We start from the raw sequence: 22915 nt of genomic DNA on the forward strand, positions 1-22915 counted from the left end.
CCCATGAGCGAACGTGTTGATGTCCTGATCGTCGGCGGCGGGCTGGTCGGTGCCAGCCTGGCCATTGCCCTGCAGCGCCTTGGCCGTACTGTGCTGCTGCTGGAAGCCACGGCTGCCGGCGCGTTGCCGGCAGTGTTCGACCAGCGCAACCTGAGCTTTGCCGCGGCCACCGTCAACGCGCTGACTGCGCTGGGCGTGATGCAGAAGCTGGCAAGCCCGCCGGGTCCGATCACCCGTATCCATATCAGCCGCGCCGGCGATTTCGGCCGCGTGCAACTGGCTGCAGCGGATTACGGGCGGCCGTGGTTCGGCCAGGTGGTGATGGCGCGTGATTTCGGCAATGCGCTGGAAGCACGCCTGCAGGAACTGCCTGGTGTGCAACGCCAGCGTCCGGCGCGGTTCCTTGGCCTGGGCGAGGTGGTGGATGGCCATCGGCAGGTGCGTGTCCAGGACGGGCGCGGCGAACATATCGTGCTTGCGCGCCTGGTGGTCGGCGCCGACGGAACCGCAAGCGGCGTACGTGCCGCCCTCGACATCGGCGTGGACGAACACGATTTCCAGCAGACCCTGTTCGTGGCCCGTGTGCGCAGCCAGCGCGCTCCGGATGGCACCGCATGGGAACGGCTGACCGACACCGGCCCTACGGCGCTGCTGCCGCGCGGTGACCGCCACTTCGGCGTCGTCCATGGCGTTGCCCGTGCCGACGCCGATGCGGTGATGGCGCTGGATGAAGCAGGTTGGCTGCAACGGTTGCAGGCGGCCATCGGCTGGCGCGCCGGGCGCCTGTTGCAGTCCGGTGAGCGCAGCGCCTATCCGCTGCGCCAGGTGTTGTCGAAGGCGCTGGTCGGCGAGCGCGCGGTGCTGCTGGGCAACGCCGCGCAGACCATCCACCCGCTGGGCGCACAGGGTTTCAACCTGGGGCTGCGCGACGCGCTGACCCTGGCCGAGTTGCTGGAAGCGCCAGGCGATGCAGGTGGCGATGCGCTGCTGCAGGCCTATGTGCAGCGCCGCGAAGAAGACCGCAGCCAGACCATTGCATTTTCCGGTGGACTGGCGCGGCTGACCAGCAATGCGGCCCCGCTGCTGCGCCCCTTGCGCAGCGTGGGCCTGCTGGCCACGCAGGCGACATCGGTGCAGTCGATGCTGGTCGGTGGTGCGATGGGGTTCCGTGGCGAGGTGCCCCGGCTGTGTCGTGGGGAAGTGGCATGAGCCGTGCCCGCGTCGACGTGGCGATCGTAGGTGGCGGCGTGGTCGGTGCCAGCTGTGCGCTGGCGCTGGCCGGGGCCGGCCTGTCGGTGGCGTTGGTGGAGGGCCGCGAGCCTGCGCCATGGCAGGCGGACCAGCCGGACCTCCGCGTGTTTGCCTTCGCCGCGGACAACGTACAGCTGCTGCAGCGCCTGGGCGTATGGGAGTCGGTGGTCCGTGCCCGTGCCCATCCCTACCGGCGCATGCAGGTATGGGATGCCGCCGGTGGGGATGACCTGCTGTTCGATGCCGACCGCTTCGGCCGCAGCGAGCTGGGCTGGATCGTGGAGAACGGCCTGCTGCTGGACCGGCTGTGGGCGGCTTTGCCGGCTGCCGGCGTGCAGGTCCATTGCCCGGCCCGCGTTGAGGACATGGAGCAGGACGAGCAGGGCGTGCGCCTGCGACTGGACGACGGTCGCCGCATTGATGCCGTGCTGGCGGTCGCTGCCGATGGAGCCAGCTCCACGCTGAGGCGGCTGGCCGGTATCGAGGTGGACCAGCACGATTACCGGCAGCGCGGCGTGGTGGCGTACGTGGACAGCGCGCTGCCCAACCAGGCGACGGCGTGGCAGCGCTTCCTGCCCGGTGGACCGTTGGCACTGCTGCCGGTGGCGGGCCATCGCAGTTCCATCGTCTGGACCTTGCCGGATGCCGACGCCGAACGGGCGCTGCTGCTGGACGACGCTACATTCGAGCGCGAACTCACCCGTGCATCAGGTGGCCGCCTGGGCGCGCTGGCGCTGGCCTCGAAGCGGGCGGCGTTCCCGCTGCGCCGGCAGTTGGTGCGTTGCTACGTGGCAGGGCGCGTGCTGGCGTTGGGCGATGCGGCGCACGTGGTGCATCCGCTGGCCGGGCAGGGCGTCAACCTGGGCCTGCGCGATGTGTCGGCGCTACAGCGTACGCTGGCGCCCTCGGCACAACGCCGTGGCCAGCCACGATTGTCGCCGCAGCGGCTGCAGCGCTGGGCGCGCGAACGACGCAGCGACAACACGATTGCCGCTTACGGCTTTGATGCCATCAACCGGCTGTTCTCCAACGACGAGATGCACCTCACCCTGGTCCGTGGCCATGCGTTGGGCTGCGCAGGCAAGTGGCCGCCGTTGCTGCAGCAGTTCTGGAGGCGCGCGGCGGGCGTGTGACCGGTCCTGGTGGGTGACGGCGGTTGGTCGTCATGCATTTCCTGGCCGCGCGCGGCATGACGGGCATGGCCCGTCACTACCGGTTCAATCCACCAGCCAGCCGGCAAGGTCCGCGCGATCGAGCTTGCCGCGACGCTTGACGTCCAGCGCCTTGAACTCATCGGCCAGCGACGGATTGACCTGTGCCTCGTCCTGGCTGATGAAACCGTCGCCATCCACGTCCAGCTCGATGAAGCGCACGCGATACTGGCCCGTTGCGCCGGTCGGTGTCACCGAACGCACGGTCACCGGCGTTTCACCCAATGGCACGTCGATGTCCACGCTGTGGGTCACCCGGCCCGATGACAGCTCCTGCGCGCGTACCACGCCGCTGTCATCGCGCAGTGGCTGGCTCTGTGCAGGCGTGGGTTGCGTCGGCTGCGCCAGTGCTGGAAGGGTGGCCAGCAGCAGGACGAACAGGAAGCTGGGACGGCTGGGCATGGCGACTCCTTCTTTGGGGGCAGGGCATCCCCGATGCAGGGATTCTGCAAGCCGGGTGCCGTATTGATCGGCATATTCCCACGATCTTTCCACGCAGTGAGGAAGCCTGCATGAACATCATCAATGCGCTCTTTGATCTGTTCCACCCGGGGCGCGCTGCAAGGCTGGATGCGATGCAGACGATCGCCTTCGCAGCCGGCAGTGAACAGGCGCCTTTGGCCAGGCTGCTCAGGCAGGTCCAGAATGCCGAGCGCACCAGCGGCCTGCGGCTTGGAGGCGGACACGCGGAGGCCCTGCGCCAGCACGTGGAAGGTGCCCACCCGATGCAGGCGGACCGGATCGTCGACACCGTGGCAGCGTTGAAGCGCCAGAACCAGGCGACGCTGGAAACGCTCATGCGGAACAGCGCGGGCACCCGGCCGGGTAGCGCGCATGCGAACCAGATCCGCGCAACGCAGCAGCTGATCGGTGCCGCCCGGCAGTTTCCACAGGATGTCCGCACGGCTGCGGCGAAGCCGGGCAGGGAACTGGCTGCAGCGCTCGTCGGCATTGGCAATCCGGCCAAGCCAGGGCAGGGCAGGTAAGGATGGGCCTGACGTCGTGCCTGTCGCCCGCCTTGGCCGGGTTGCGGCGGTATTGGTACAGGACGCCGTGCTCCCGGCCGGCAGCGCGGGACGTACCATCGCAGGCGGCGCTGGAGAGCGTCCTGCTTTCCGTGGACAACGCCAGCAAAGCGGGAGTGCTGCCGTCCCGGCAGGCGCAGAAACTTCGTTGCTGCCTGCCGGACGACCAGCCCACTGCGGTACCGCGCCCGCTCGGCCGCCGCCGGCTGGCCTCCAGCCTGGAGCGCCTGGAGGCTGATTACCGAAGCCGCCGCACCGGGTTGCAGGCCGCCAGCAATGCGTGCCTGCACGATCGGATGAGGGGACGCGAATGCTTTGACCTGCAACGGGTAAGCGAGTTGCACGGCAGGATCGAGGCAGCCAGCATGGTGATCGCTTTCACCAGGGATGCGCGCATGGAGCTCGCACGGCCCCGTGCGCGGCCTGCAAGCTGGTAGTGACGGGCCATGCCCGTCACCAGCAAAAGCAGCGGGGCATGGCCCCGCTCTACCGGGTCGCAGGGGCGGCCCTCAGCGCAGCGGCGAGGCCAGCACGGTGATCTCTTCGCGGTCATGGTAAAGCTGCTTGGCGCGCACGACCAGCGGCTTGCCGGCCTGCTGTTCGAACAGGTCCAGGCACATCCGGGTTTCGTCCCAACGCTTCTTCATCGGCAGCTTCAGGTTGAAGATCGCATGCTTGCACCAGCCTTCACGGAACCAGGTGGCCATGCGTTCGGCGACCCGGCGCGGCTGCTCCACCATGTCGCAGACCATCCAGTCCAGCGATTGTTCGGGCTGCCAGTGGAAGCCATCGGCGCGCAGGTGCTCGACCAGACCGGTATCCAGCACGTGCTGGCGCAATGGGCCATTGTCGATGCTCAATACCTTCAGGTGCTGGCGGGTCAGTACCCAGGTCCAGCCGCCAGGCGCAGCGCCCAGGTCGGCTGCGCGCATGCCCGGCTTCATCAGTGCTTCGCGCTCTTCGGGCGCCAGCAGGGTCAGCAGGGCTTCTTCCAGCTTCAAGGCCGAACGTGACGGTGCATCCGGCAGCAGTTTCAGCCGCGGAATCCCCAGCGCCCATGGCGCACTGTCGGCCGGCGCGGCCATGCAGACAAACGCATGCGTGCCATCGATGAATACCACGTGCAGGCGCGGAAGCTTTTCATTCGGCTTGTCGGTCAGCTTGCCCGCCTTGCGCAGGGCCGGCCGCAGCGCATTGCCGAACGCGCGGGCCAGGCCGGACAGTGGCTTGCCGGCATCCGAATCCGGGTGTTCCACCCACAGGTCGCCAAAGCGCGGCGCATCCGCCAGCATGCCCAGCATCGGCGTGATGCGGTCTGCAGGGTCCAACTGTGGCAGCTCAGCCAGCACGACCATCTTCTGCCGCGCGAAGATCAGTTCGCGCCACGACAGCATCCGGCCCAGCGCGGCGGCTTCGTCACACATGAAAAGCACGAAACCATCGTTGCGCTGGGTGCGCGCATAACCAGCGAAACCGAACTCACCGGCGCGTGCGGACAGTTCGGCGGCAAGTTCGGGCTCGAAGCCCTGGCGGCACAGGCACAGCAGCCCGATACCCGTTCCAGTGCGGCCTGTCTCAGTAGCGGGCGCCATCGCCATCCCCATAGCTGCGCAGCACGGCGCGCGCATCCTCGCGGTTCACGCCCTGCACGACCTCGATGCCACGCTTGTTGAGTTCACCGACCCAGTCGGTCGGCAGCGGGCCTTCGTCGAACGGGGTCAGTTCCTCGACATCGGCTGCACTGGCGCCGATCAGCAGGCGGTCGATGCCGGCCCAGATGGTGGCGCCATAGCACTGGCAGCAGGGTTGCGAGGAGGTGGCCAGGGTGATCGGCGACAGCGCTTCATTCAGGCGCGGCGTCTGCAGGCGTTGTTGCGCCAGCATGTAGGCCATGTTCTCGGCATGCGCCAGCGAGGTGGTGTGCGGCATCACGCGGTTGACGCCGGCGGCGATCACTTTGTCGTCCGGGCCGAACACCACCGCGCCGAACGGGCCGCCACTGGCGTGTTCGACATTCGAGCGCGACAGCGCGATGGCCAGTGCGACCTTGGCCTCGTCGCCTGGATAGCGCTGAGCCAGGTCGATCTGGTCATGGATCCAGGCGGGAAGGGTCAGGTGGACTTGCGCGTACAGCATTGCGGCGGTGCCTCGTAGGTGGGGGTAGCGCCGGGCCATGCCCGGCGGTTCTGCCGCACGCAGTGTAGCCCGCGCCCGATGAAGCAGGCGGGCACACGGATGACGGCAAGGGCGCGCGGGGCCAGCCCCGCACGCGGATGGCAGACTCAGGCCGACCAGGTGTCGCGCAGGGTCACGCTGCGGTTGAAAACCGGCTTGCTGGCACTGTGGTCGCGGCGGTCGGCAACGAAGTAACCGGTGCGTTCGAACTGGAACGACTGTTCGGGCGCGGCGCTGGCTGCGGCCGGCTCGACGTAGCCGGTAACGGTGCGGCGTGATTCCGGGTTCAGGTAGTCGCGGTAGGTCTTGCCTTCGGACTCGTCATCCGGATTGGGCACCGAGAACAACCGGTCATACAGCCTGATCTCGGCCGGCACGGCATGCAGGGCGCTGACCCAATGGATGGTGCCCTTGACCTTGCGGTTGGCGCCTTCCATGCCCGGACGCGATTCCGGGTCCAGCCAGCCGCGCAGCTCGGTGATGGTGCCATCGGCATCCTTGACTACGTCGTCGCAGCGGATGATGCCAGCGCCACGCAGGCGTACTTCGCCGCCCGGTACCAAGCGCTTCCAGCCTTTCGGCGGGATCTCGGCGAAGTCTTCGCGGTCGATCCACACTTCGCGCGCAAACGGTACCTCGCGGGTGCCGAATGACTCGTCCTTCGGGTGGTTGTTGAACGCCAGTGTTTCGGCGTGGCCCTCGGGCAGGTTGGCCAGCACCAGCTTTACCGGATCGATCACCGCCATGCGGCGTGCGGCAGCGCCGTCCAGGTCTTCGCGCAGCGCGCCTTCCAGCACGCTGAAGTCGATCAGCGAGTTCTGCTTGCTGATGCCTACGCGCTCGGCGAACAGGCGCATCGCTGCGGGGGTGTAACCGCGGCGGCGCAGGCCCTGCAGGGTAGGCATGCGTGGATCGTCCCAGCCGTCCACCAACTGTTCGGTGACCAGCGCCATCAGCTTGCGCTTGCTCATCACGGTGTAGTTGATGTTCAACCGCGAGAACTCGATCTGCCGCGGCTTGGCCGCTTCGCGCGGCAGGCCTGCGTCGACCAGCGGTGCGGTCAAGGCGTCGTCATGGGCGAAATCGACGTTGTCCACGCACCAGTCGTACAACGGACGGTGATCTTCGAATTCCAGCGTGCACAGCGAATGGGTGATGCCTTCCAGCGAGTCGCCCAGTGCATGTGCGAAGTCGTACATCGGGTAGATGGGCCAGGCATTGCCGGTGTTCTGGTGTTCGACGTGCTTGATGCGGTATAGCGCGGGATCGCGCAGGTTGATGTTGCCGCTGGCCATGTCGATCTTCGCGCGCACGGTGCGTGCACCGTCCGGGAACTCACCGGCACGCATGCGCGCGAACAGGTCCAGGTTCTCTTCCACGCTGCGGTCGCGATACGGCGAGGGTCGGCCCGGTTCGGTCAGGGTGCCGCGGTAGGCGCGTACTTCTTCGGCCGACAGGTCGCACACATAGGCCTTGCTGTCGCGGATCAGCTTTTCGGCGGCAAGATAATAGGCCTGGAAGTAATCCGAGGCATGGCGCAGTTCGTTCCATTCGAAGCCCAGCCAGCGGACGTCGTCCTGGATGGCGGCGACGTACTCCGGATCTTCCTTGGCCGGGTTGGTGTCGTCGAAGCGCAGGTTGCACACGCCGCCGAACTCCCCTGCGATGCCGAAGTTCAGGCAGATCGACTTGGCATGGCCGATGTGCAGGTAGCCGTTCGGCTCCGGCGGGAAGCGGGTCTTGATGGCCTGGTGCTTCCCGTTGGCCAGGTCCTCGCGCACGATCTGGCGGATGAAATCGCGCTTTTCGTGGCTGTCGGCGGTGGTCTCGGGGCTGGCAGGGGTGTGCTCGGACATGGTGCGGCGGCAATCAAGGACAGAAAGATCGCCAGTCTAGCGTGTCGGCGCCGTGGGTGCCCGGTCCCTGTCGGTAGCGCGGGCCATGCCTGGCGGCCTGCTGCTGCGCTCGCCGGGCATGGCCCCGCGCTACCGTCCCTTGCCGGGCGTATGCTGGCTTCCTGCTTCCAAGGAGCGTTCCCATGCACGTCGTGTACAAGGCTGACAATCTGTTCGACGCCCATCTGGTCAAGCACGCACTGGAGGACGCCGGCATTCCGGCGTTCGTGTTCGGGGAGTCGCTGCTGGGTGGGATGGGCGAGCTGCCGCTGTTCGGCGTGCTGCGGGTGGCGATACCGGACGCGGCGCGGGTGCAGGCCGAGGGCGTCGTGGCGGCACTGGACTTGGGCCAGGCACCGGAAGACCCCATCTCGGATGCAGACGATCTTGCCGGCCAGCCGGCCTAGGAGCACGACATGTTGGGACTTGGAAGCGGCATCCTGGGTATCGGTGCCTTCAAGCAGCGCCTGCCGCGACCGGAAGAAGCCCTTCCCGGGCGTGGGCAACCGCTGCCGCTGCACAGCAACCAGCACTTCGTGAACAGCCATCCGCTGAAGGACCGTTTCGCCGGCCTGGAGCAGATCCGCTTCGCGCTGGGGTGCTTCTGGGGCGCCGAACGCGTGTTCTGGACACTGCCGGGCGTATACAGCACCTCGGTCGGTTATGCCGGTGGGCTTACCCCCAATCCGACCTATGAAGAAGTGTGTTCAGGCCTGACCGGCCATACCGAGGTGGTGCAGGTGGTGTTCGACCCGACGGTGGTCAGCGTTGAGGCGTTGCTGAAAGTGTTCTGGGAAAGCCATGACCCGACCCAGGGCATGCGCCAGGGCAACGACACCGGCACGCAGTACCGTTCGGCAATCCACTGCCTGGACCAGGCGCAGCATGCCGCCGCGACAGCCAGCCGCGCTACCTACGCCGCGCAGTTGGATGCCGCCGGCCTGGGGCCGATCACGACGGAAATCCTGTATCCGGCACCGGAGTATTACTACGCGGAGGATTACCACCAGCAGTATCTGGCGAAGAATCCGAATGGCTACTGCGGTATCGGTGGTACAGGCGTCAGTTGCCCGATCGGGCTGGAGGTTCCTGCGCGCTGAGCTGAACGGTGGTGTGGGGATTGGTAGCGCGGGTCCATGACCCGCTGCTCCTGTTTCCGGCCTGGCGCGAACGGCAGCGGATCATGGACCCGCTCTACCGCCCGGCCTGGCGGGCTCAGCCCGTTCGACCGCCTTACAGCTCCGCGCGCTTACAGCTCCGCGCGGATGCGCTCGCGCAGGCTTTCCAGATCCTTGGCAAACGCATCGATGCCGGTCGCCAGCTTCTCGGTCGCCATCGGATCGGCCGCCAGGTCGGCAGCGAACGTCGCCGCGTCGATCGGCGTCACCTGCACCGCTTCAGCGGCACCGGCCACCAGCTTGCGCGGCAGCGCGCCGTGGTCGGCGTCCAGCTTCTCCAGCAGGTCCGGCGAAATGGTCAGGCGGTCGCAACCGGCCAGCGCTTCGATCTGCGCGGTCGAACGGAACGAGGCACCCATCACCACGGTCGGCGAACCGCGGCGCTTGAATTCGGCATACACGCCACGCACGAACACCACGCCCGGGTCCTCGTCGATGTTCGCCGGGGTCTGGCCGTTGGCCACGTACCAGTCGAGGATGCGGCCGACGAACGGCGAGATCAGGAACGCGCCCGCTTCGCTGCAGGCCAGTGCCTGGGTCGGGTTGAAGATCAGGGTCAGGTTGCAGTCGATGCCTTCGGCCTGCAGCACGCGCGCGGCTTCCACGCCTTCCCAGGTCGCAGCGATCTTGATCAGGATCTTTTCGCGCGGCACGCCGGCATCGGCGTACATCTGGATGAACTGACGGGCCTTGGCCACCGTCGCGGCGGTGTCGTGGGCCTGGTCGGCATCGACCTCGGTGGACACGCGGCCCGGTACCAGCGTGCTCAGCAGCGCGCCGACGCCGATGGTCAGGCGGTCGGCCACGGCGTGCACCACGGCCTCGCGGTCACCGCTCTGCTGCCGGCCCCAGGCCAGCTCGCGTTCGATCAGTTCGGCGTAGACCGGCAGGTCCAGCGCCTTCTTCACCAGGGTCGGATTGGTGGTGCAATCCACTGGCTGCAGGCGCTTGATGGCGTCGTAATCGCCAGTGTCAGCCACCACCACGGAAAGGTCGCGCAGCTGGGACAGTTTGGACGGGGTGGTGCTCATTGCATCTCCATCGTTGCGGGCGCGCGTAGGCGCAGCCAGGGTTGCGGGAAACGTCAGGCCTGGTCGTTATGGACCGCGGTCACACGCAGTTTAAGCTTACGGCCGCCGGGCGCATCCCAGTTGATGGCCTGGCCGATGGACAGGCCCAGCAGCGCGGTACCGACCGGCGCCAGCACGGAAACCTTGCCTTCGTCGACATTGGCTTCGCGGGGGTAGACCAGCGTCAGCACATGCTTGTCGCCGGTGCCATCATCTTCGCATTCGACACGCGAATGCATCATGACGATGCCGGCGGGCATCTGGTCGACCGGTACTTCGGTCGCACGATTGAGTTCGGCCGACAGTGCGATCGCTGCGGGCGTCTGGCTGATGGCGGGTGCTTCGAGCATGGCTTCCAGGCGGGCCAGGTCGTGGGAAGAAACAGTGATGGACGGCGGCAGGCCGCTGGCGGTGGTCATGACATAACTCCTTGAAAGGGACCATACAAAAGGCGGCGCCTGATGGCGCCGCCTCTCTACATTGTGGGGACAAACAGGCCGGGAATCGACCCACCCCCCAATCGTACGCCGGATGGCGTTGGGTTGGGGCTCAGTCGACGTGCATCGGTACGTCGCGAGAAGCGTTGAGCGGCGCGCCGCCCGCCCCGTCGGTCAAGGCGAACAGGGCCGGAGGCAACTGCTTGAACTGGTCCGCCAGCTGCAGCAGGAAGCCATTCATCGCCGAGCTGCGCCGCCAGGCCATGGCAATCCGGCGGCTGGGCCGCCCCTCGCCGGTCAATTCCAGCAGGTGGATGTTGTCCGAGCGCGGTACTGGCGGCTTGACCGACAGCGTCGGCAACAGCGTGATGCCGACGTCGGAGGCGACCATCTGCCGCAGGGTTTCCAGGCTGGTGGCGCGGAATTCCGACTTCTCGTTCGCGCCATACATCCGGCACACTTCCAGCGCCTGGTCGCGCAGGCAATGGCCGTCTTCCAGCAGCAGCAGGCGCTGCGCCGACAGTTCCTGCACGTCCAGTTGCCTGCGCCCGGCCAGTGCATGCCGGCTGGAAACCGCCAGCAGGAAAGGTTCCTCGAACAGGAACTCGGTGTGCAGCTGGTCATCGATGACCGGCAGCGCCAGCAGGGTCGCGTCCAGCTTTCCTTCGCGCAACCGCGCCAGCAGCACATCGCTCTTCTCTTCCACCAGCAACAGTTCCAACTGCGGGAAGCGGTCGCGGATGCGTGGGATGACATGCGGCAGCAGGTAGGGCCCCAGCGTGGGGAAGATCCCCAGCCGGACCGCGCCCGCTTCCGGGTCGCGACTGCGTCGGGCCGCTTCCTTCATCTGCTCCACCTCGGCCACGATCACCCGCGCGCGCGCGGCAGCGTCCTGGCCGGCGGGTGTCAGCATCACTTTGCGCGGTGCGCGTTCGACCAGGGGCAACCCGAGCTCTTCCTCCAGTTTGCGGATCTGGGTGGACAGCGTTGGCTGGCTGACGAAGCAGGCAGCGGCGGCCTTGCCGAAGTGGCGATGCTCGGCCAAGGCCACCAGGTACTTCAGATCACGTAGGTTCATCCTGAGACCTCAATGGGTAATGGACCGGGTGACGGCGTGGCTTACCCAGCGGACATAAGGCGTTCCCGGTGACCTGGGAACCTGCGTCAGGCAGCTTCGGCGACAGCGCCGCTGCTCTTGGTCACGGACGAACGGATCAGGTGGTCGAAGGCACTCAACGCGGCCGTCGATCCAGCGCCCATGGCGATGATGATCTGCTTGTAAGGTACGGTCGTGCAATCGCCGGCTGCAAACACGCCCGGCAGATTGGTCTGGCCGCGATCATCGATGACGATTTCGCCGCGCGGCGACAGGGCAATGACGCCAGCCAGCCACTCGGTATTGGGCAGCAGTCCTATTTGCACGAAGATGCCTTCCAGTTCCACCCGGTGCGAATCGCCACCGACGCGGTCCTTGTAGACCAGGCCGGTTACCTTCTGCCCGTCGCCCAGCACTTCGGTGGTCTGCGCGCTGGTCAGCACGGTCACGTTGCCCAGGCTGCGCAGCTTCTGCTGCAGCACTTCATCGGCGCGCAGCATGCCGTCGAATTCCAGCAGGGTGACGTGGCTGACGAGGCCGGCCAGGTCGATGGCCGCTTCCACGCCCGAGTTGCCACCGCCGACCACCGCCACGCGCTTGCCCTTGAACAGCGGGCCATCGCAGTGCGGGCAGTAGGCAACGCCCTTGTTGCGGTACTGGTCTTCGCCCGGCACGTTCATCTGGCGCCAGCGCGCGCCGGTGGACAGGACCACCGAACGCGATTTCAGCACCGCACCGTTCTCCAGCTGCACCCGTACCAGTCCATCTTCACCCGCCGGCACCAGTCCCGTGGCGCGCTGCAGGTCCATGATGTCCACCTCGTACTCGCGCACGTGCTGTTCCAGCGCCGTGGCGAGCTTGGGGCCTTCGGTTTCCTTGACCGAGATGAAGTTCTCGATGGCCATGGTGTCGAGCACCTGGCCGCCGAAGCGCTCGGCGGCCACGCCGGTGCGGATGCCCTTGCGCGCTGCATAGATTGCCGCGGCGGCACCTGCCGGGCCACCGCCGACCACCAGCACGTCGAAGGCGTCCTTGGTCGCGATCTTGTCCGCATCGCGCTTGGCCGCACCGGTGTCCAGCTTGGCCACGATCTGCTCCAGGGTCATGCGGCCCTGGTCGAACAGTTCGCCGTTGAGGTACACGGTGGGCACGGACATGATCTGCCGCTGCTCCACTTCGTCCTGGAACAGTGCGCCATCGATGGCCACGTGCTGGATGCGCGGATTGAGCACTGCGGCAAGGTTCAGTGCCTGCACCACGTCCGGGCAGTTCTGGCAGGACAGCGAGAAGTAGGTTTCAAATTTGAAATCACCGTCCAGGCCCTGGACCTGCTCGATCAGTTCGGCGGTGGCCTTGGACGGGTGCCCGCCGACCTGCAGCAGGGCCAGCACCAGCGAGGTGAACTCGTGGCCCATCGGCAGGCCGGCGAAGGTCAGGTGGATGTCCGCCCCGGGAGTGCCCAGGTCGAAGGACGGCGTCCGGCCGCTGCCATCGCGCAGCACCTGCAGGCTGATCTTGTCGGACAGGCTGTCCAGGGTATTGAGCAGTTCCAGCATCTCCTGCGCCTTGGCACCGTCGTCGGCGTGCGCGGTGATCTGGATCGGGCGCGTCACGCGCTCCAGGTAGGTTTTCAGCTGCGACTGCAGGTTGGCATCCAACATGTTCATCTCCTGGATATTTCCCGGATGCAGGCCAGCATCCGGGCAACAGGTGGGCGTGGCGCCGCTACTCAGCGTAGCGGACCAACGAGGGGGTAGGGGTGAACCCAAGGCGACAGCGCGGACCTGTGGAAGGGGGGGCTGGCTGGCAGATGCTGGCTTGCGCGGCCGTCTTGGGTTCACCCCCACGCCCGCCGTGGCGGGCATGGGAGCGGGGGACGGCTTAGATCTTGCCGACCAGGTCCAGCGACGGGGTCAGGGTCTTCTCGCCTTCCTTCCACTTGGCCGGGCAGACCTGGTTCGGGTTGGCGGCGGTGAACTGGGCAGCCTTCAGCTTGCGCAGGGTCTCGGAAACGTCACGGGCGATCTCGTTGGAATGGATCTCCTGGGTCTTGATCACGCCTTCCGGGTTGATGATGAAGGTGCCGCGCAGGGCCAGTCCTTCTTCTTCGATATGCACGCCAAAGGCGCGGGTCAGCTGGTGGGTCGGGTCACCGACCAGCGGGAACTGGGCCTTGCCGACGGCCGGCGACGTCTCATGCCACACCTTGTGCGAGAACTGGGTGTCGGTGGTGACGATGTAGACCTCAGCGCCAACCTTCTTGAACTCGGCGTAATTGTCGGCCGCGTCTTCGATCTCGGTCGGGCAATTGAAGGTGAAGGCAGCTGGCATGAAGATCAGGACCGACCATTGGCCCTTCAGGGTGCTGTCGGAGACCTTGATGAACTCGCCATTCAGGTAAGCGTTGGCTTCGAACGGCTGGATCTGGGTGTTGATGAGCGACATCAGTTTTCCTCTTGGGCTAGGGGCAGGGTGAATCGACAGGAGCTAGGTTACCTACTCTATTGCAATAAGAACAATCCATTGATTGCATCTATTTAATAGGCCGCATCTATCAAAATGGTGCTGAACGGTGTTTGCATTGATGGAGTGAATGACGGGAAGCGTTGTCCCGTAAGGGGGACGCGGAGGGCGCGCCTCCAAGTTCATAGCCTTGGTTTATGTAAGCCCGGTTATCCAAGCTGAACGATGGCGCACCGACTTTTGTTTCCTCGCCTGCGGGGCGTTCCCTGAGGGGATTTTCCGTCCATTAACGACTGGCCTGATGGGCTAAGCTGCGCGCCCCTGCCGCTGGTGACTGCGCATGAGCGAAACCGACAACCTGGGCCTGCGTGATGCCTTGGCCGAGGCCACCGTGCGGCTGCGGGGCGACGAGGCCCGGCATGAGGCAGAAGCCCTGCTGCTGCATGTGCTGCAACGCCCGCGCAGCTGGCTTTTCACCCACGCCGCCGACCCGCTGCCCGCTGCCCAGCGGCGCGACTTCGACGCGCTGGTCGCTCGCCGGCTGGCGGGCGAACCGGTTGCCTACATCACCGGGCATCGCGGGTTCTGGACCCTGGACCTGGAGGTCGGGCCGGCAACATTGATCCCGCGTCCGGAAACCGAGCTGCTGGTCGAACTGGCGCTGGCGCGGTTGCCGGAAGATGCGCCCCTGCAACTGGCCGACCTGGGTACCGGCAGTGGCGCCATCGCCCTGGCGCTGGCCAGTGAGCGCCCGCGCGCGCGGGTGCTGGCCACTGATTACAGCGCCGGTGCGCTGGCGGTCGCGGCGCGCAACGCCGCCCGCCATGGACTGGCCAACGTGCACTTCGCCCAAGGATCCTGGCATGCACCGCTGCAGGGACAGCGCTTCGACCTGGTCGCCAGCAATCCGCCCTATATCGCCAGCGGCGACCCGCACCTCCAGCAGGGCGATCTGCGTTTCGAACCGGGCACGGCGCTGTCATCCGGTGCCGACGGCCTGGATGACATCCGCGTCATCGCCGCCGGGGCGCCAGCGCACCTGCTGCCCGGTGGCTGGCTGCTGCTGGAACATGGCTGGGACCAGGGCGTGGCGATCCGGGCGCTGCTGTCGCAGGCCGGGTTGGAGGAGGTGGAAACAGTACAGGACCTGGAGCGGCGCGACCGGGTCACGCTGGGCCGACGACCGGCCTAGAATGGGGGTTCTCCTGCCGCGCGCAGGGCACCACGATGGAGCTGCAAGCATGCGTACGCTGTACCCCGAGATCGCCCCGTATGACCAGGGCACGCTGAAAGTCGACGACCGCCACACGCTGTACTTCGAGCAGTGCGGCAACCCGGACGGCAAGCCAGTGGTGCTGCTGCATGGCGGCCCCGGTGGCGGTTGCAACGAGAAGATGCGTCGTTTCCACGATCCGGCCAAATACCGCATCATCCTGTTCGACCAGCGCGGCGCCGGTCGTTCCACTCCGCATGCCGACCTGGTGGACAACACCACGTGGGACCTGGTGGCCGACATCGAAAAGCTGCGTGCGCACCTGTCGGTCGAGCGCTGGCAGGTGTTTGGCGGCAGTTGGGGCTCGACCCTGGCGCTGGCCTACGCGCAGGCGCACCCGGACAAGGTGACCGGGCTGGTGCTGCGCGGCATCTTCATGCTGCGCCGCTGGGAACTGGAATGGTTCTACCAGCAAGGCGCCAACCGCCTGTTCCCGGATGCATGGGAGCATTACCTCAAGCCGATCCCGGAGGTGGAACGGCATGACCTGATCTCCGCCTTCCATCGCCGCCTGACCAGCGACGATGAGGCCACCCGCCTGGCCGCTGCCAAGGCCTGGAGCGTGTGGGAAGGTGCCACCAGCTTCCTGCATGTGGATCCGGATTTCGTGGACAGCCATGAAGACCCGCAGTTCGCGCTGGCGTTCGCACGCATCGAGAACCACTACTTCGTCAACGGCGGTTTCTTCGAGGTGGAAGACCAACTGCTGCGCGACGCGCATCGCATCGCCGACATTCCCGGCGTGATCGTGCATGGCCGCTATGACGTGGTGTGCCCGCTGGCCAACGCGTGGGACCTCGCCAAGGCGTGGCCGAAAGCGAAGCTGGAAATCACGCCGGCATCGGGACATTCGGCGTTCGAAGCGGAGAACGTGGACGCGCTGGTGCGCGCGACCGATTCCCTGGCCTGAGCGCCCAAGGGACAGCGGGGCATGGCCCCGCTCTACCAGGGCAGGCCCTGCAGGCGTTGCAGCACGCGTGCCAGCCGCTGCGCCCACGCCAGTTGGCCTGCTTCATCGGCGATCAGGTCCTGGCGGATTTCCAGCTCGACGTGGACCAGGCCACGGCCCTCGCCATGCACCGGCACGGCGTAATCGCTGGTGCTGCTCACCGAATACGGTTGGTTGTCTCCCACCACCAGGTCGCCTTCATCGCCCAGCGCCTGCAGCAATGCATGGGCCAGGCGGGTATCGCGGTGATAGAGCACGCCGACGTGCCAGGGCCGCTGCACGCCATCCATCAACGGGGTGAAACTGTGCATCATCACCATCAGCGTGGGGCGGCCCTGGCCGTGCCGTGCGTCGAGCTCGGCGCCGATGCGGGCGTGGTACGGGCCATGGATCGCATCGACGCGTTGTTGCCGTTGTGCCGCTGACAGCCCTGTATTGCCGGGGATATGCGTGCGGTCGCTTACCTCTGGGATCAGCGTGGGTGATGCAAGCGGCCGGTTGCAGTCGATCAACAGGCGCGAATACGTCTGCTCGATGGCCCAGGCATCCAACAGGCCGGACAAAGCCCGGGTAACGCCGGCGATGCCGATGTCCCAGCCGATATGGCGGTCCAGTTCGGCCTGGGGCAGGCCCAATCCGGCCAGTGCGCGCGGTATGTGCTGGCCGGCGTGGTCGGCCAGCAGCAGGAACGGCGACGCGCCCCGGGGGCGATGGATGCTGTAGATCTCCGGGTCATCTGCGCCCAGCAGGGCCGGCAGCCCGTGGACACCGGAATCAGCCACGGGGGGCACCGTCCAGGTGGTGCTCGATCATCCACAGGCCGGCCCACAGCTTGGCATCCAGCTCGTAGCCTTGGCTGATCTTTTCGACCAGCCATGCCGCCGCCTGTGCGCGCGGCACTTCATGCACGGTGATGTCCTCGCTTTCGTCGCCCCCGCCCGCCCCGATGCGGCGCAGGCCGGTGGCGCGCACGAAGGCGATCTTCTCGCTGCTGGCCCCGGACGAGGTCGGCCCGACCATCAGCACTTCGGCATGCTCGGCAGTCCAGCCGGTCTCTTCCTCCAGCTCCCGCACCGCGGACACTTCGATGGATTCACCGGCATCGATGTCGCCGACCAGCCCGGCCGGCATCTCGATGGTATTGGCCTGCAGGGGGACGCGGAACTGTTCGACGAACAGCACCTTGTCCTCCGGGGTGACGGCGATGATGATCGCGGCCAGTCCACCGGCGTGGGTGCGCTCGCTGTACTCCCAGGTGCCGCGCACCACCATGCGCTGGTACTTGCCTTCATAGACGACGCGCGGGACTTCGTTGTTGCGCTGGCTCATGCGAACTCGCTTGATGCAGGATTGGAGGGGAGGGCGGCGGCATCGGCAAGTCCGGCCGCCACGAACAGCCGGCGACGTGTCAGTGGACCGAACCGCAGTGCATCGCACAGGCCCGCAAGCATCCCACCATCGGCGGCGGCGCGCGGCAGGCCGTGCGTGGTGCCTTCCAGCGGAGCATCCAGCGCGATGGTGGTCAGTGCGCGCCACAGCAGCGCATGGTCGTGTTGTTCGCGCAGGCGTACCGCCATCTGCGCGGCGCCGCGCAGGCGCAGGAACGGCACCTCGTCCAGTCGTTCGTACAGGGCGTCCAGGCTGCCGAAATGCGCCAGCAGCACCGCGGCGGACTTGCTGCCCACGCCGGTCACGCCCGGAATGTTGTCCACGGCGTCGCCGCACAGCGCCAGGAAGTCGGCCACCTGGTGCGCATGGACGCCCAGGCGTCCTTTCACCCCGTGCATGTCCCAACGCACGTTGCGGGCGAAATCCCATTGTTCGTCGTGTTCCAGCAGCAACTGCGACAGGTCCTTGTCGGCCGAGACGATGATGCCGCGGAAGTTTCCGCGATGTGCATGCAGCGCGCTGCCGATCAGGTCGTCGGCTTCGTAATCATGATGGGCCATCACCGCCAGGCCCAGTGCGGCACACAGCGCCTTGCAGTGCACGAACTGGCGTCGCAGCTCTTCCGGCGCCGGATCGCGGTTGGCCTTGTAGGCAGGGTAAAGACGGTTCCGGTAGCAGCTGTCCAGTGCTTCGTCGAAAGCGATGGCGATGTGCCGTGGGCGCTGGCGTTCCAGCAGTTCCAGCAGGAACCGGACAAAGCCATGCACCGCATTGGTCGGCCAGCCCTGTGCATCCTGGAACTGGTCCGGCAGCGAATGCCACGCACGGAAGATGTAGATGCTGGCATCGACCAGGTACAGCGGTGCCGGGCCGGACGGCGGGGTGGCGCTGGCCAGGTGGGCGGGCGGCATCGGAACCGGAATGTCCGTGCTCACGGCATGCCCGTCCAGTCCTGCAGCAGCGTCGCCGGATCCGGCCGCTCACGTTCGGGCACCCCGGTCTTCGGCGTACCGATGTGGATGAAACCGGCGATGCGCTCGTCCGTGCCCAGGCCCAGGTGGGCACGGACGGCGGGATCGAACGCCATCCAGGCCGTCAGCCATTGGGCGCCGAAGCCCAGTGCCTGTGCTGCCTGCAGCAGGGCAAAGCAGACGCAGCCGGCGGTCATCAACTGCTCCTGCTCGGGCACCTTCGGGTCTGGCCTGGGGCTGGCGACCACGGTGATCACCAGCGGCGCATGCGAAAAGCGATGGCGGTCCTTGTCCAACTGCGCGGCGGAGATATCCGGATCACGCAGCAGGGCACGCTCGGCGAGGAAGGTGCCCAGGGCATGGCGGGCCTCTCCACTGATTTTCAGGAAGCGGAAGGGCACCCGCTTGCCGTGGTCGGGAACCCGCACGGCCGATTCCAGCATCCGCAGCAGGGTTGCAGGGTCCGGGCCGGGTTCACCCAGTTGGCGCGAGGGCACCGAGCGACGGGCATCAAGGGCGAGCAGGGCGGCGGATTCGGACATGCGGAGGCCATGCGTTGGAGCGGAGCGCCAGTATAGCGGCGGGCGTCTGGCGGGCCGCTGAGCCATTGCTCCTGCGCCAGCCTGAACAGTTCGTCACCTGGCAGTGGCTATAGTCGGAAGTCAGGTCCGTGCACGGACCTGCCCCGTTTCATCTGGTTTCCTTCTTGCCCACCCAGACTGTGATGTCCATCCAGCCCCGGCGGTACGCTTCCCGCACTGTAATGCTCGCGCTGCAGCCCCTGCACCGCTTACGATACGAATCTTGCCGGCCGTCCGGTTGTGAGGTTTGGAAGTGAGGACTGATTCACTGTCCGCAACAGGCAGGACGGCCTACTATCGAACAGTTGGCGCTGGGGAGGCGTCAGCTGTCGTGTCATCGTTGTCGTATCGAATTTTGGCGAAGGTGGGGAGCCTTCTCGCATGGTGACGCCCAGTCCGATGGGAATGCCGGGACGCGACGTGTCCCAGCTCATGCAGGTCCGGGAAGCCGCATTGCCGGCGTTCTCGCTTGCATTCACGACCGTGCTTGCGCGGTTCGACGACGTGCTGTTCGACCGTGCCGCCACGGCCGGAGCCTCGCAGCTGCTGTTCCTGGATGGCATGCGCGAACTGCGCCGCCGCCGCCAGGACATCGGCGATGGTTTCGCCGCGCACCTGCAGCGCGCGTGGGAGGCCTACGCCGCCGGCATCCCGTTGTCGGCGGAAGCCACGCTGTCAGGGCAGGGCGATGACGTGCTGAGCCTGGTCGGCGAACATGAGCTGGAATCCCGCCTGGCCGTGCGCCAGCTGGCCACCGTGCTGCTGCGCGACTTCAAACCGGTGCTGGGCCGGCTGGACCGTCGCCTGGGCTGGATCGGTGGCGGGCTGGAACTGGACGCGGATACCAACCCGATCAGTCCTGAGCACCTGGGCGTGGCCATCCACGAGGCCTTCGCCGATTGCGAACTGGCCCCGGAAGTGCGCCTGGTACTGATCAAGCTGTGCGAGCGCGACCTGCACGGGCCGGTCGGCAAGATCTACGAGAAGGTGGACGACCATCTGGCCAAGGCCGGGGTGATGCCGAACATCGCCGCGCCCCGCCGGCCGGCGCCGCAGCGCGCGCCGAGTACCCCCCCGGCCGGCATGATGGACGACCTGGTGGAGCAGCGGCGCCCGGCCGCATCCGGATTCGAGGAAAGCGAGGATGCCGAGGCTGCCCCGGCATGGGCGCGCCGGTTCTCCGACCGTTGGGCCGAACGTCGCGACACCCTGCAGGGCATGCCGGGCGACGCCGGCGGCGGCCCAGATGGCGTGGGTGGTCCGGGCGGCGAACAGGGCATGCTGCTCGATGCGCTGCACGAACTGCTGCGGCAGACCCGGCATGTGCGCGAAGACGCCACGTCGGCCGCGCAGGTGGCGGTGGGCCAGCAACGGCCACTGAGCCAGCGCGAAATGATGTCGGTGCTGTCGTTGCTGCAGGCCACGCCGAGCGCAACCCTGCGCGCGGCGATCGGTGAAGACGGCGAATCGCTGGCGCAGCGCCTGAAGAGTGAAGTGCTGTCCAACGCCACCCAACTGGGCGTCGACCCCAGCCAGGCGCGCCTGGACCCACAGGATGAGGATGCCATCGACCTGGTCGGCATGCTGTTCGATGTCATGCTGGACGAGCGCGAACTGGAAGGTCGTTCGCGCGAACTGATAGGCCGGCTGGTGGTGCCGTTCGTCAAGGTCGCCATGCTGGACCGGCGCATGTTCGTGCAGAAGACCCACCCGGCCCGCAAGCTGCTCAACTCGCTGGCCGAGGCCTGCGAGGGCAACACCGGCGAAAGCCAGGCCGAACGCGTACTGATGGGCAAGGTCGAAGAGATCATCGACCGCCTCGTGGCCGAGTTCAACGAGAACCTGGCGATCTTCCTTACCCTGGAAGAAGAATTCCGCGATTTCCTCGCCCAGCACCGCCGGCGCATCGAGATCGCCGAGCGCCGCGCGGCGGAAACCCAGCGCGGCCAGGAAAAGCTGGAGGTGGCACGTGCGCGTGCCAGTGCCGAACTGGACCGCCGTATCGCCGATGCCACCCTGCCGCAGGCCATTGGCGAATTCCTGCGGCAGCCGTGGCAGCACCATCTCACTCTGGCGCTGCTGCGCGAAGGTGAGGACGGGGCATCGGTGGTGGAAGCATTGGCGTTGGCCGATGGCGTGCTGGACGAAGTGGCTGAAGCGCGGCGCAAGATCGTTGGCAAGCCGTGGCTGCAGGCCTGGCAGCCGGGCCTGGCCCGAGTGTTCGCCAGTGTCGGCGTGCATGGCGATGGCGCCACGCAGGCGGTAGATGCATTGCACGACACCCTGCAGGGCATCGCTGAATCGCGTCCGGAACTGGAGCGCGCGCTGCCCGAACTGCCGCAGGTGGTGCTGCCGGCTGCACCGGTGCCGGACTCGCCCGCGCTGGATGTGCCAGCCACTTCCGTGGATGAAGAAAACTTCGACAATGCCGACGCCGATCGTTTCCGCCGCATGGAAGTGGGGATCTGGCTGGATTTCGTTGACAAGGATGGCAAGGTGCAGGCCGGCAAGTTGTCGTGGATCAGTCCGATTTCCCAGCGCCTGCTGTTCGTCAACCGCCGCGGCGTGCGTTTCTGCGTGGCCTCGCCGGAGGAACTGGCGGTGATGGTGCGGCTGGGCCGGCTGCGCCCGCACGTGGACGACGGCGCCTTCGACAGCGCCATGCAGGGCGTGATCGACCGCCTCGACCCGCAGGCCAACACCACCGTCCATTGAGAAAAAGGGGACGGAGGGGATTAAGTCATTGTTGGCCATGCCGATTGCGACTTAATCCCCTCCGTCCCCTTTTTGACGCACCCGCGCTACCATCGGCCCATCACACGTCAGCGGGGAAGCGCATGTCCGTAGCGTTGCTGGGGGTCAAGGAATCCGTACCAGGAGAGCGCCGCGTTGCGCTCACTCCGGAAACAGCGAAGAAGCTGGCCGCACGCGGGGCCACGGTCTGGTTCGAGTCCGGTGCGGGTCTGACCGCAGGTTTCACTGACAAGGCCTATCTGGATGCAGGGGCGCTGTTGGTGGATGACAGCCGCTGGGCGGATATCGATGCGCTGCTGTGCGTGCAGTCTCCAGAGCCCGCGCGGTTGGCCCGGCTGAAGCCCGGCGCCAGCGTGGTCGGGCTGCTGCAGCCGGCACGCGATGCCGATCTCGCCGCGTTGGCAACCGAACCCGGGCTGCAGTTGTTTCCGCTGCAACAGCTTCCGCGTACCACCCGCGCGCAATCGATGGACGTGCTCAGTTCACAGGCCGGCATGGCCGGCTACAAGGCCACATTGATCGCCGCCCAGCGCGCGCCGCGCTTCTTTCCGATGTTGACTACCGCCGCCGGCACGGTGCGTCCCGCCAAGGTGCTGGTGGTTGGCGCTGGTGTGGCAGGCCTGCAGGCGATCGCCACCGCGCGGCGCCTGGGTGCGCAGGTCGAGGGCTTCGATGTGCGGCCGGAAACACGCGAGCAGATCCAGTCGCTGGGCGCGCGTTTCCTGGACCTGGGGGTGAGTGCGGCGGGCGAGGGCGGTTACGCGCGTGCGCTGACCGATGACGAGCGTGCACTGCAGCAGCAGCGACTGGCCGATCATCTGCGTGGCGTGGATGTGGTGATCTGTACCGCCGCGGTGCCGGGCCGCACGGCGCCGGTGATCCTCAGCCAGGCGATGGTGGAGGGCATGGCGCCGGGCAGCGTGATCGTGGACCTGGCGGCTGAGAGCGGTGGCAACTGCGCGTTGACCCAACCGGGCGACTGTATCGAACACGGCGGCGTGGTGGTGGATGGGCCCTTGAACCTGGCCAGCTTGGGCGCGACGCATGCAAGCGAGATGTATGCGCGCAACGTGCTGAACTTCGTCAGCCTGTTCGTGCACGAAGGAGAACTGCAGTTCGACTGGGACGATGAGCTGCTGGCAAAGACGCGCTGGACTGCATGATCCCGGATGGGTGGCCATCGTCGGCCGCCACCCG

General features: G+C 66.8%; 23 protein-coding genes. 10 read left to right on the plus strand and 13 right to left on the minus strand.

Annotated features, from left to right (window positions below):
- Positions 1-3 precede the first annotated feature (3 nt).
- Both ubiH and H4O11_RS13905 read left to right on the plus strand, forming a co-directional pair.
- Complete coding sequence (ubiH, locus tag H4O11_RS13900; RefSeq protein WP_182340023.1) at positions 4-1209, plus strand: 2-octaprenyl-6-methoxyphenyl hydroxylase; 1206 nt, start codon at positions 4-6, stop codon at positions 1207-1209.
- A complete protein-coding gene (locus H4O11_RS13905) occupies positions 1206-2384 on the plus strand; it encodes a UbiH/UbiF family hydroxylase (protein ID WP_182340024.1) in 1179 nt (392 codons plus the stop codon). Before ubiH ends, H4O11_RS13905 begins: the two co-directional genes overlap by 4 nt.
- Before the next feature lie 84 nt (positions 2385-2468).
- Here H4O11_RS13905 and H4O11_RS13910 read toward each other — a convergent pair whose 3' ends face one another.
- Positions 2469-2864: an EF-hand domain-containing protein gene (locus tag H4O11_RS13910; protein WP_182340025.1), complete on the minus strand. Its 396-nt coding sequence runs from the start codon at positions 2862-2864 to the stop codon at positions 2469-2471.
- Between the two features lie 110 nt (positions 2865-2974).
- Here H4O11_RS13910 and H4O11_RS13915 point away from each other — a divergent pair, with 110 nt between their 5' ends.
- Together H4O11_RS13915 and H4O11_RS13920 are read left to right on the plus strand one after the other, a co-directional pair.
- The gene (locus tag H4O11_RS13915; RefSeq protein WP_182340026.1) at positions 2975-3448 is read left to right on the plus strand and encodes a hypothetical protein; all 474 of its coding nucleotides are present in this window, start codon (positions 2975-2977) and stop codon (positions 3446-3448) included.
- Positions 3449-3579: 131 nt separating this feature from the next.
- On the plus strand, positions 3580-3924 hold the full coding sequence (locus tag H4O11_RS13920; protein ID WP_182340027.1) for a hypothetical protein: 345 nt from the start codon (positions 3580-3582) through the stop codon (positions 3922-3924).
- 72 nt (positions 3925-3996) lie between these two features.
- Here the strand turns inward: H4O11_RS13920 and rlmM are convergent, their stop codons facing one another.
- The 3 genes from rlmM to H4O11_RS13935 all read right to left on the minus strand — a co-directional run bounded on the left by rlmM (position 3997) and on the right by H4O11_RS13935 (position 7518).
- A complete protein-coding gene (rlmM, locus tag H4O11_RS13925) occupies positions 3997-5079 on the minus strand; it encodes a 23S rRNA (cytidine(2498)-2'-O)-methyltransferase RlmM (protein ID WP_182340028.1) in 1083 nt (360 codons plus the stop codon).
- Positions 5063-5623 (minus strand): nucleoside deaminase, encoded by a 561-nt coding sequence (locus tag H4O11_RS13930; RefSeq protein ID WP_182340029.1) that lies wholly within the window; start codon positions 5621-5623, stop codon positions 5063-5065. The genes rlmM and H4O11_RS13930 overlap by 17 nt, the downstream gene beginning before the upstream one ends.
- Positions 5624-5769: 146 nt before the next feature.
- The gene (locus H4O11_RS13935) at positions 5770-7518 is read right to left on the minus strand and encodes a glutamine--tRNA ligase/YqeY domain fusion protein (protein ID WP_182340030.1); all 1749 of its coding nucleotides are present in this window, start codon (positions 7516-7518) and stop codon (positions 5770-5772) included.
- Positions 7519-7700: 182 nt separating this feature from the next.
- Between H4O11_RS13935 and H4O11_RS13940 the strand changes: the two genes are divergently transcribed.
- Together H4O11_RS13940 and msrA are read left to right on the plus strand one after the other, a co-directional pair.
- On the plus strand, positions 7701-7964 hold the full coding sequence (locus H4O11_RS13940) for a putative signal transducing protein (protein WP_182340031.1): 264 nt from the start codon (positions 7701-7703) through the stop codon (positions 7962-7964).
- 30 nt (positions 7965-7994) lie between these two features.
- Positions 7995-8657, plus strand: a complete 663-nt coding sequence (gene msrA, locus H4O11_RS13945) for a peptide-methionine (S)-S-oxide reductase MsrA (protein ID WP_182340078.1) — start codon at positions 7995-7997, stop codon at positions 8655-8657.
- Between the two features lie 149 nt (positions 8658-8806).
- On the opposite strand, the gene H4O11_RS13950 is transcribed toward msrA, so the two are convergent.
- From H4O11_RS13950 to ahpC, 5 genes are all read right to left on the minus strand, one after another.
- Complete coding sequence (locus H4O11_RS13950; RefSeq protein ID WP_182340032.1) at positions 8807-9766, minus strand: transaldolase; 960 nt, start codon at positions 9764-9766, stop codon at positions 8807-8809.
- A 53-nt stretch (positions 9767-9819) separates the two neighbouring features.
- Positions 9820-10224, minus strand: a complete 405-nt coding sequence (rnk, locus tag H4O11_RS13955; protein ID WP_182340033.1) for a nucleoside diphosphate kinase regulator — start codon at positions 10222-10224, stop codon at positions 9820-9822.
- Positions 10225-10354: 130 nt separating this feature from the next.
- Entirely contained in the window at positions 10355-11320 is a 966-nt protein-coding gene (locus tag H4O11_RS13960; protein WP_182340034.1) for a LysR substrate-binding domain-containing protein, read from the minus strand.
- A gap of 86 nt (positions 11321-11406) precedes the next feature.
- Complete coding sequence (gene ahpF / locus H4O11_RS13965) at positions 11407-12999, minus strand: alkyl hydroperoxide reductase subunit F (protein WP_182340035.1); 1593 nt, start codon at positions 12997-12999, stop codon at positions 11407-11409.
- A 220-nt stretch (positions 13000-13219) separates the two neighbouring features.
- Positions 13220-13783, minus strand: coding sequence for an alkyl hydroperoxide reductase subunit C (ahpC, locus tag H4O11_RS13970; protein WP_182340036.1), 564 nt, complete (start codon positions 13781-13783; stop codon positions 13220-13222).
- A 358-nt stretch (positions 13784-14141) separates the two neighbouring features.
- Here ahpC and prmC point away from each other — a divergent pair, with 358 nt between their 5' ends.
- Both prmC and pip read left to right on the plus strand, forming a co-directional pair.
- Positions 14142-14993: a peptide chain release factor N(5)-glutamine methyltransferase gene (prmC, locus tag H4O11_RS13975; protein WP_182340037.1), complete on the plus strand. Its 852-nt coding sequence runs from the start codon at positions 14142-14144 to the stop codon at positions 14991-14993.
- Between the two features lie 49 nt (positions 14994-15042).
- Entirely contained in the window at positions 15043-15984 is a 942-nt protein-coding gene (pip, locus tag H4O11_RS13980; protein ID WP_182340038.1) for a prolyl aminopeptidase, read from the plus strand.
- 32 nt (positions 15985-16016) lie between these two features.
- Here the strand turns inward: pip and H4O11_RS13985 are convergent, their stop codons facing one another.
- Genes H4O11_RS13985 through H4O11_RS14000 form a run of 4 tightly spaced genes read right to left on the minus strand, consistent with a single transcriptional unit; the run spans position 16017 to position 18925 of the window.
- Positions 16017-16805: an N-formylglutamate amidohydrolase gene (locus tag H4O11_RS13985; protein WP_182340039.1), complete on the minus strand. Its 789-nt coding sequence runs from the start codon at positions 16803-16805 to the stop codon at positions 16017-16019.
- Entirely contained in the window at positions 16798-17352 is a 555-nt protein-coding gene (locus H4O11_RS13990; protein ID WP_182340040.1) for an NUDIX hydrolase, read from the minus strand. Before H4O11_RS13990 ends, H4O11_RS13985 begins: the two co-directional genes overlap by 8 nt.
- The gene (locus H4O11_RS13995) at positions 17349-18323 is read right to left on the minus strand and encodes a 5'-3' exonuclease (RefSeq protein WP_182340079.1); all 975 of its coding nucleotides are present in this window, start codon (positions 18321-18323) and stop codon (positions 17349-17351) included. Before H4O11_RS13995 ends, H4O11_RS13990 begins: the two co-directional genes overlap by 4 nt.
- A gap of 20 nt (positions 18324-18343) precedes the next feature.
- Positions 18344-18925, minus strand: a complete 582-nt coding sequence (locus tag H4O11_RS14000; protein WP_182340041.1) for a nitroreductase family protein — start codon at positions 18923-18925, stop codon at positions 18344-18346.
- Between the two features lie 420 nt (positions 18926-19345).
- Between H4O11_RS14000 and H4O11_RS14005 the strand changes: the two genes are divergently transcribed.
- Positions 19346-21679, plus strand: coding sequence for a DUF1631 domain-containing protein (locus H4O11_RS14005; RefSeq protein ID WP_246333496.1), 2334 nt, complete (start codon positions 19346-19348; stop codon positions 21677-21679).
- Positions 21680-21801: 122 nt separating this feature from the next.
- Positions 21802-22881, plus strand: a complete 1080-nt coding sequence (locus H4O11_RS14010) for an NAD(P) transhydrogenase subunit alpha (protein ID WP_182340042.1) — start codon at positions 21802-21804, stop codon at positions 22879-22881.
- Positions 22882-22915: the final 34 nt, after the last annotated feature.

The sequence above is a fragment of the Stenotrophomonas tumulicola genome (assembly GCF_014117215.1).
Taxonomy (GTDB): Bacteria; Pseudomonadota; Gammaproteobacteria; order Xanthomonadales; family Xanthomonadaceae; genus Stenotrophomonas; species Stenotrophomonas tumulicola.

Coding starts and splice junctions, on each gene's coding strand:
- ubiH (WP_182340023.1), top strand. CDS start 4: ATGAGCGAACGTGTTGATGTCCTGATCGTCGGCGGCGGGCTGGTCGGT.
- H4O11_RS13905 (WP_182340024.1), top strand. CDS start 1,206: ATGAGCCGTGCCCGCGTCGACGTGGCGATCGTAGGTGGCGGCGTGGTC.
- H4O11_RS13910 (WP_182340025.1), bottom strand. CDS start 2,864: ATGCCCAGCCGTCCCAGCTTCCTGTTCGTCCTGCTGCTGGCCACCCTT.
- H4O11_RS13915 (WP_182340026.1), top strand. CDS start 2,975: ATGAACATCATCAATGCGCTCTTTGATCTGTTCCACCCGGGGCGCGCT.
- rlmM (WP_182340028.1), bottom strand. CDS start 5,079: ATGGCGCCCGCTACTGAGACAGGCCGCACTGGAACGGGTATCGGGCTG.
- H4O11_RS13930 (WP_182340029.1), bottom strand. CDS start 5,623: ATGCTGTACGCGCAAGTCCACCTGACCCTTCCCGCCTGGATCCATGAC.
- H4O11_RS13935 (WP_182340030.1), bottom strand. CDS start 7,518: ATGTCCGAGCACACCCCTGCCAGCCCCGAGACCACCGCCGACAGCCAC.
- H4O11_RS13940 (WP_182340031.1), top strand. CDS start 7,701: ATGCACGTCGTGTACAAGGCTGACAATCTGTTCGACGCCCATCTGGTC.
- H4O11_RS13950 (WP_182340032.1), bottom strand. CDS start 9,766: ATGAGCACCACCCCGTCCAAACTGTCCCAGCTGCGCGACCTTTCCGTG.
- rnk (WP_182340033.1), bottom strand. CDS start 10,224: ATGACCACCGCCAGCGGCCTGCCGCCGTCCATCACTGTTTCTTCCCAC.
- H4O11_RS13960 (WP_182340034.1), bottom strand. CDS start 11,320: ATGAACCTACGTGATCTGAAGTACCTGGTGGCCTTGGCCGAGCATCGC.
- ahpF (WP_182340035.1), bottom strand. CDS start 12,999: ATGTTGGATGCCAACCTGCAGTCGCAGCTGAAAACCTACCTGGAGCGC.
- ahpC (WP_182340036.1), bottom strand. CDS start 13,783: ATGTCGCTCATCAACACCCAGATCCAGCCGTTCGAAGCCAACGCTTAC.
- prmC (WP_182340037.1), top strand. CDS start 14,142: ATGAGCGAAACCGACAACCTGGGCCTGCGTGATGCCTTGGCCGAGGCC.
- pip (WP_182340038.1), top strand. CDS start 15,043: ATGCGTACGCTGTACCCCGAGATCGCCCCGTATGACCAGGGCACGCTG.
- H4O11_RS13990 (WP_182340040.1), bottom strand. CDS start 17,352: ATGAGCCAGCGCAACAACGAAGTCCCGCGCGTCGTCTATGAAGGCAAG.
- H4O11_RS13995 (WP_182340079.1), bottom strand. CDS start 18,323: ATGCCGCCCGCCCACCTGGCCAGCGCCACCCCGCCGTCCGGCCCGGCA.
- H4O11_RS14000 (WP_182340041.1), bottom strand. CDS start 18,925: ATGTCCGAATCCGCCGCCCTGCTCGCCCTTGATGCCCGTCGCTCGGTG.
- H4O11_RS14005 (WP_246333496.1), top strand. CDS start 19,346: ATGGTGACGCCCAGTCCGATGGGAATGCCGGGACGCGACGTGTCCCAG.
- H4O11_RS14010 (WP_182340042.1), top strand. CDS start 21,802: ATGTCCGTAGCGTTGCTGGGGGTCAAGGAATCCGTACCAGGAGAGCGC.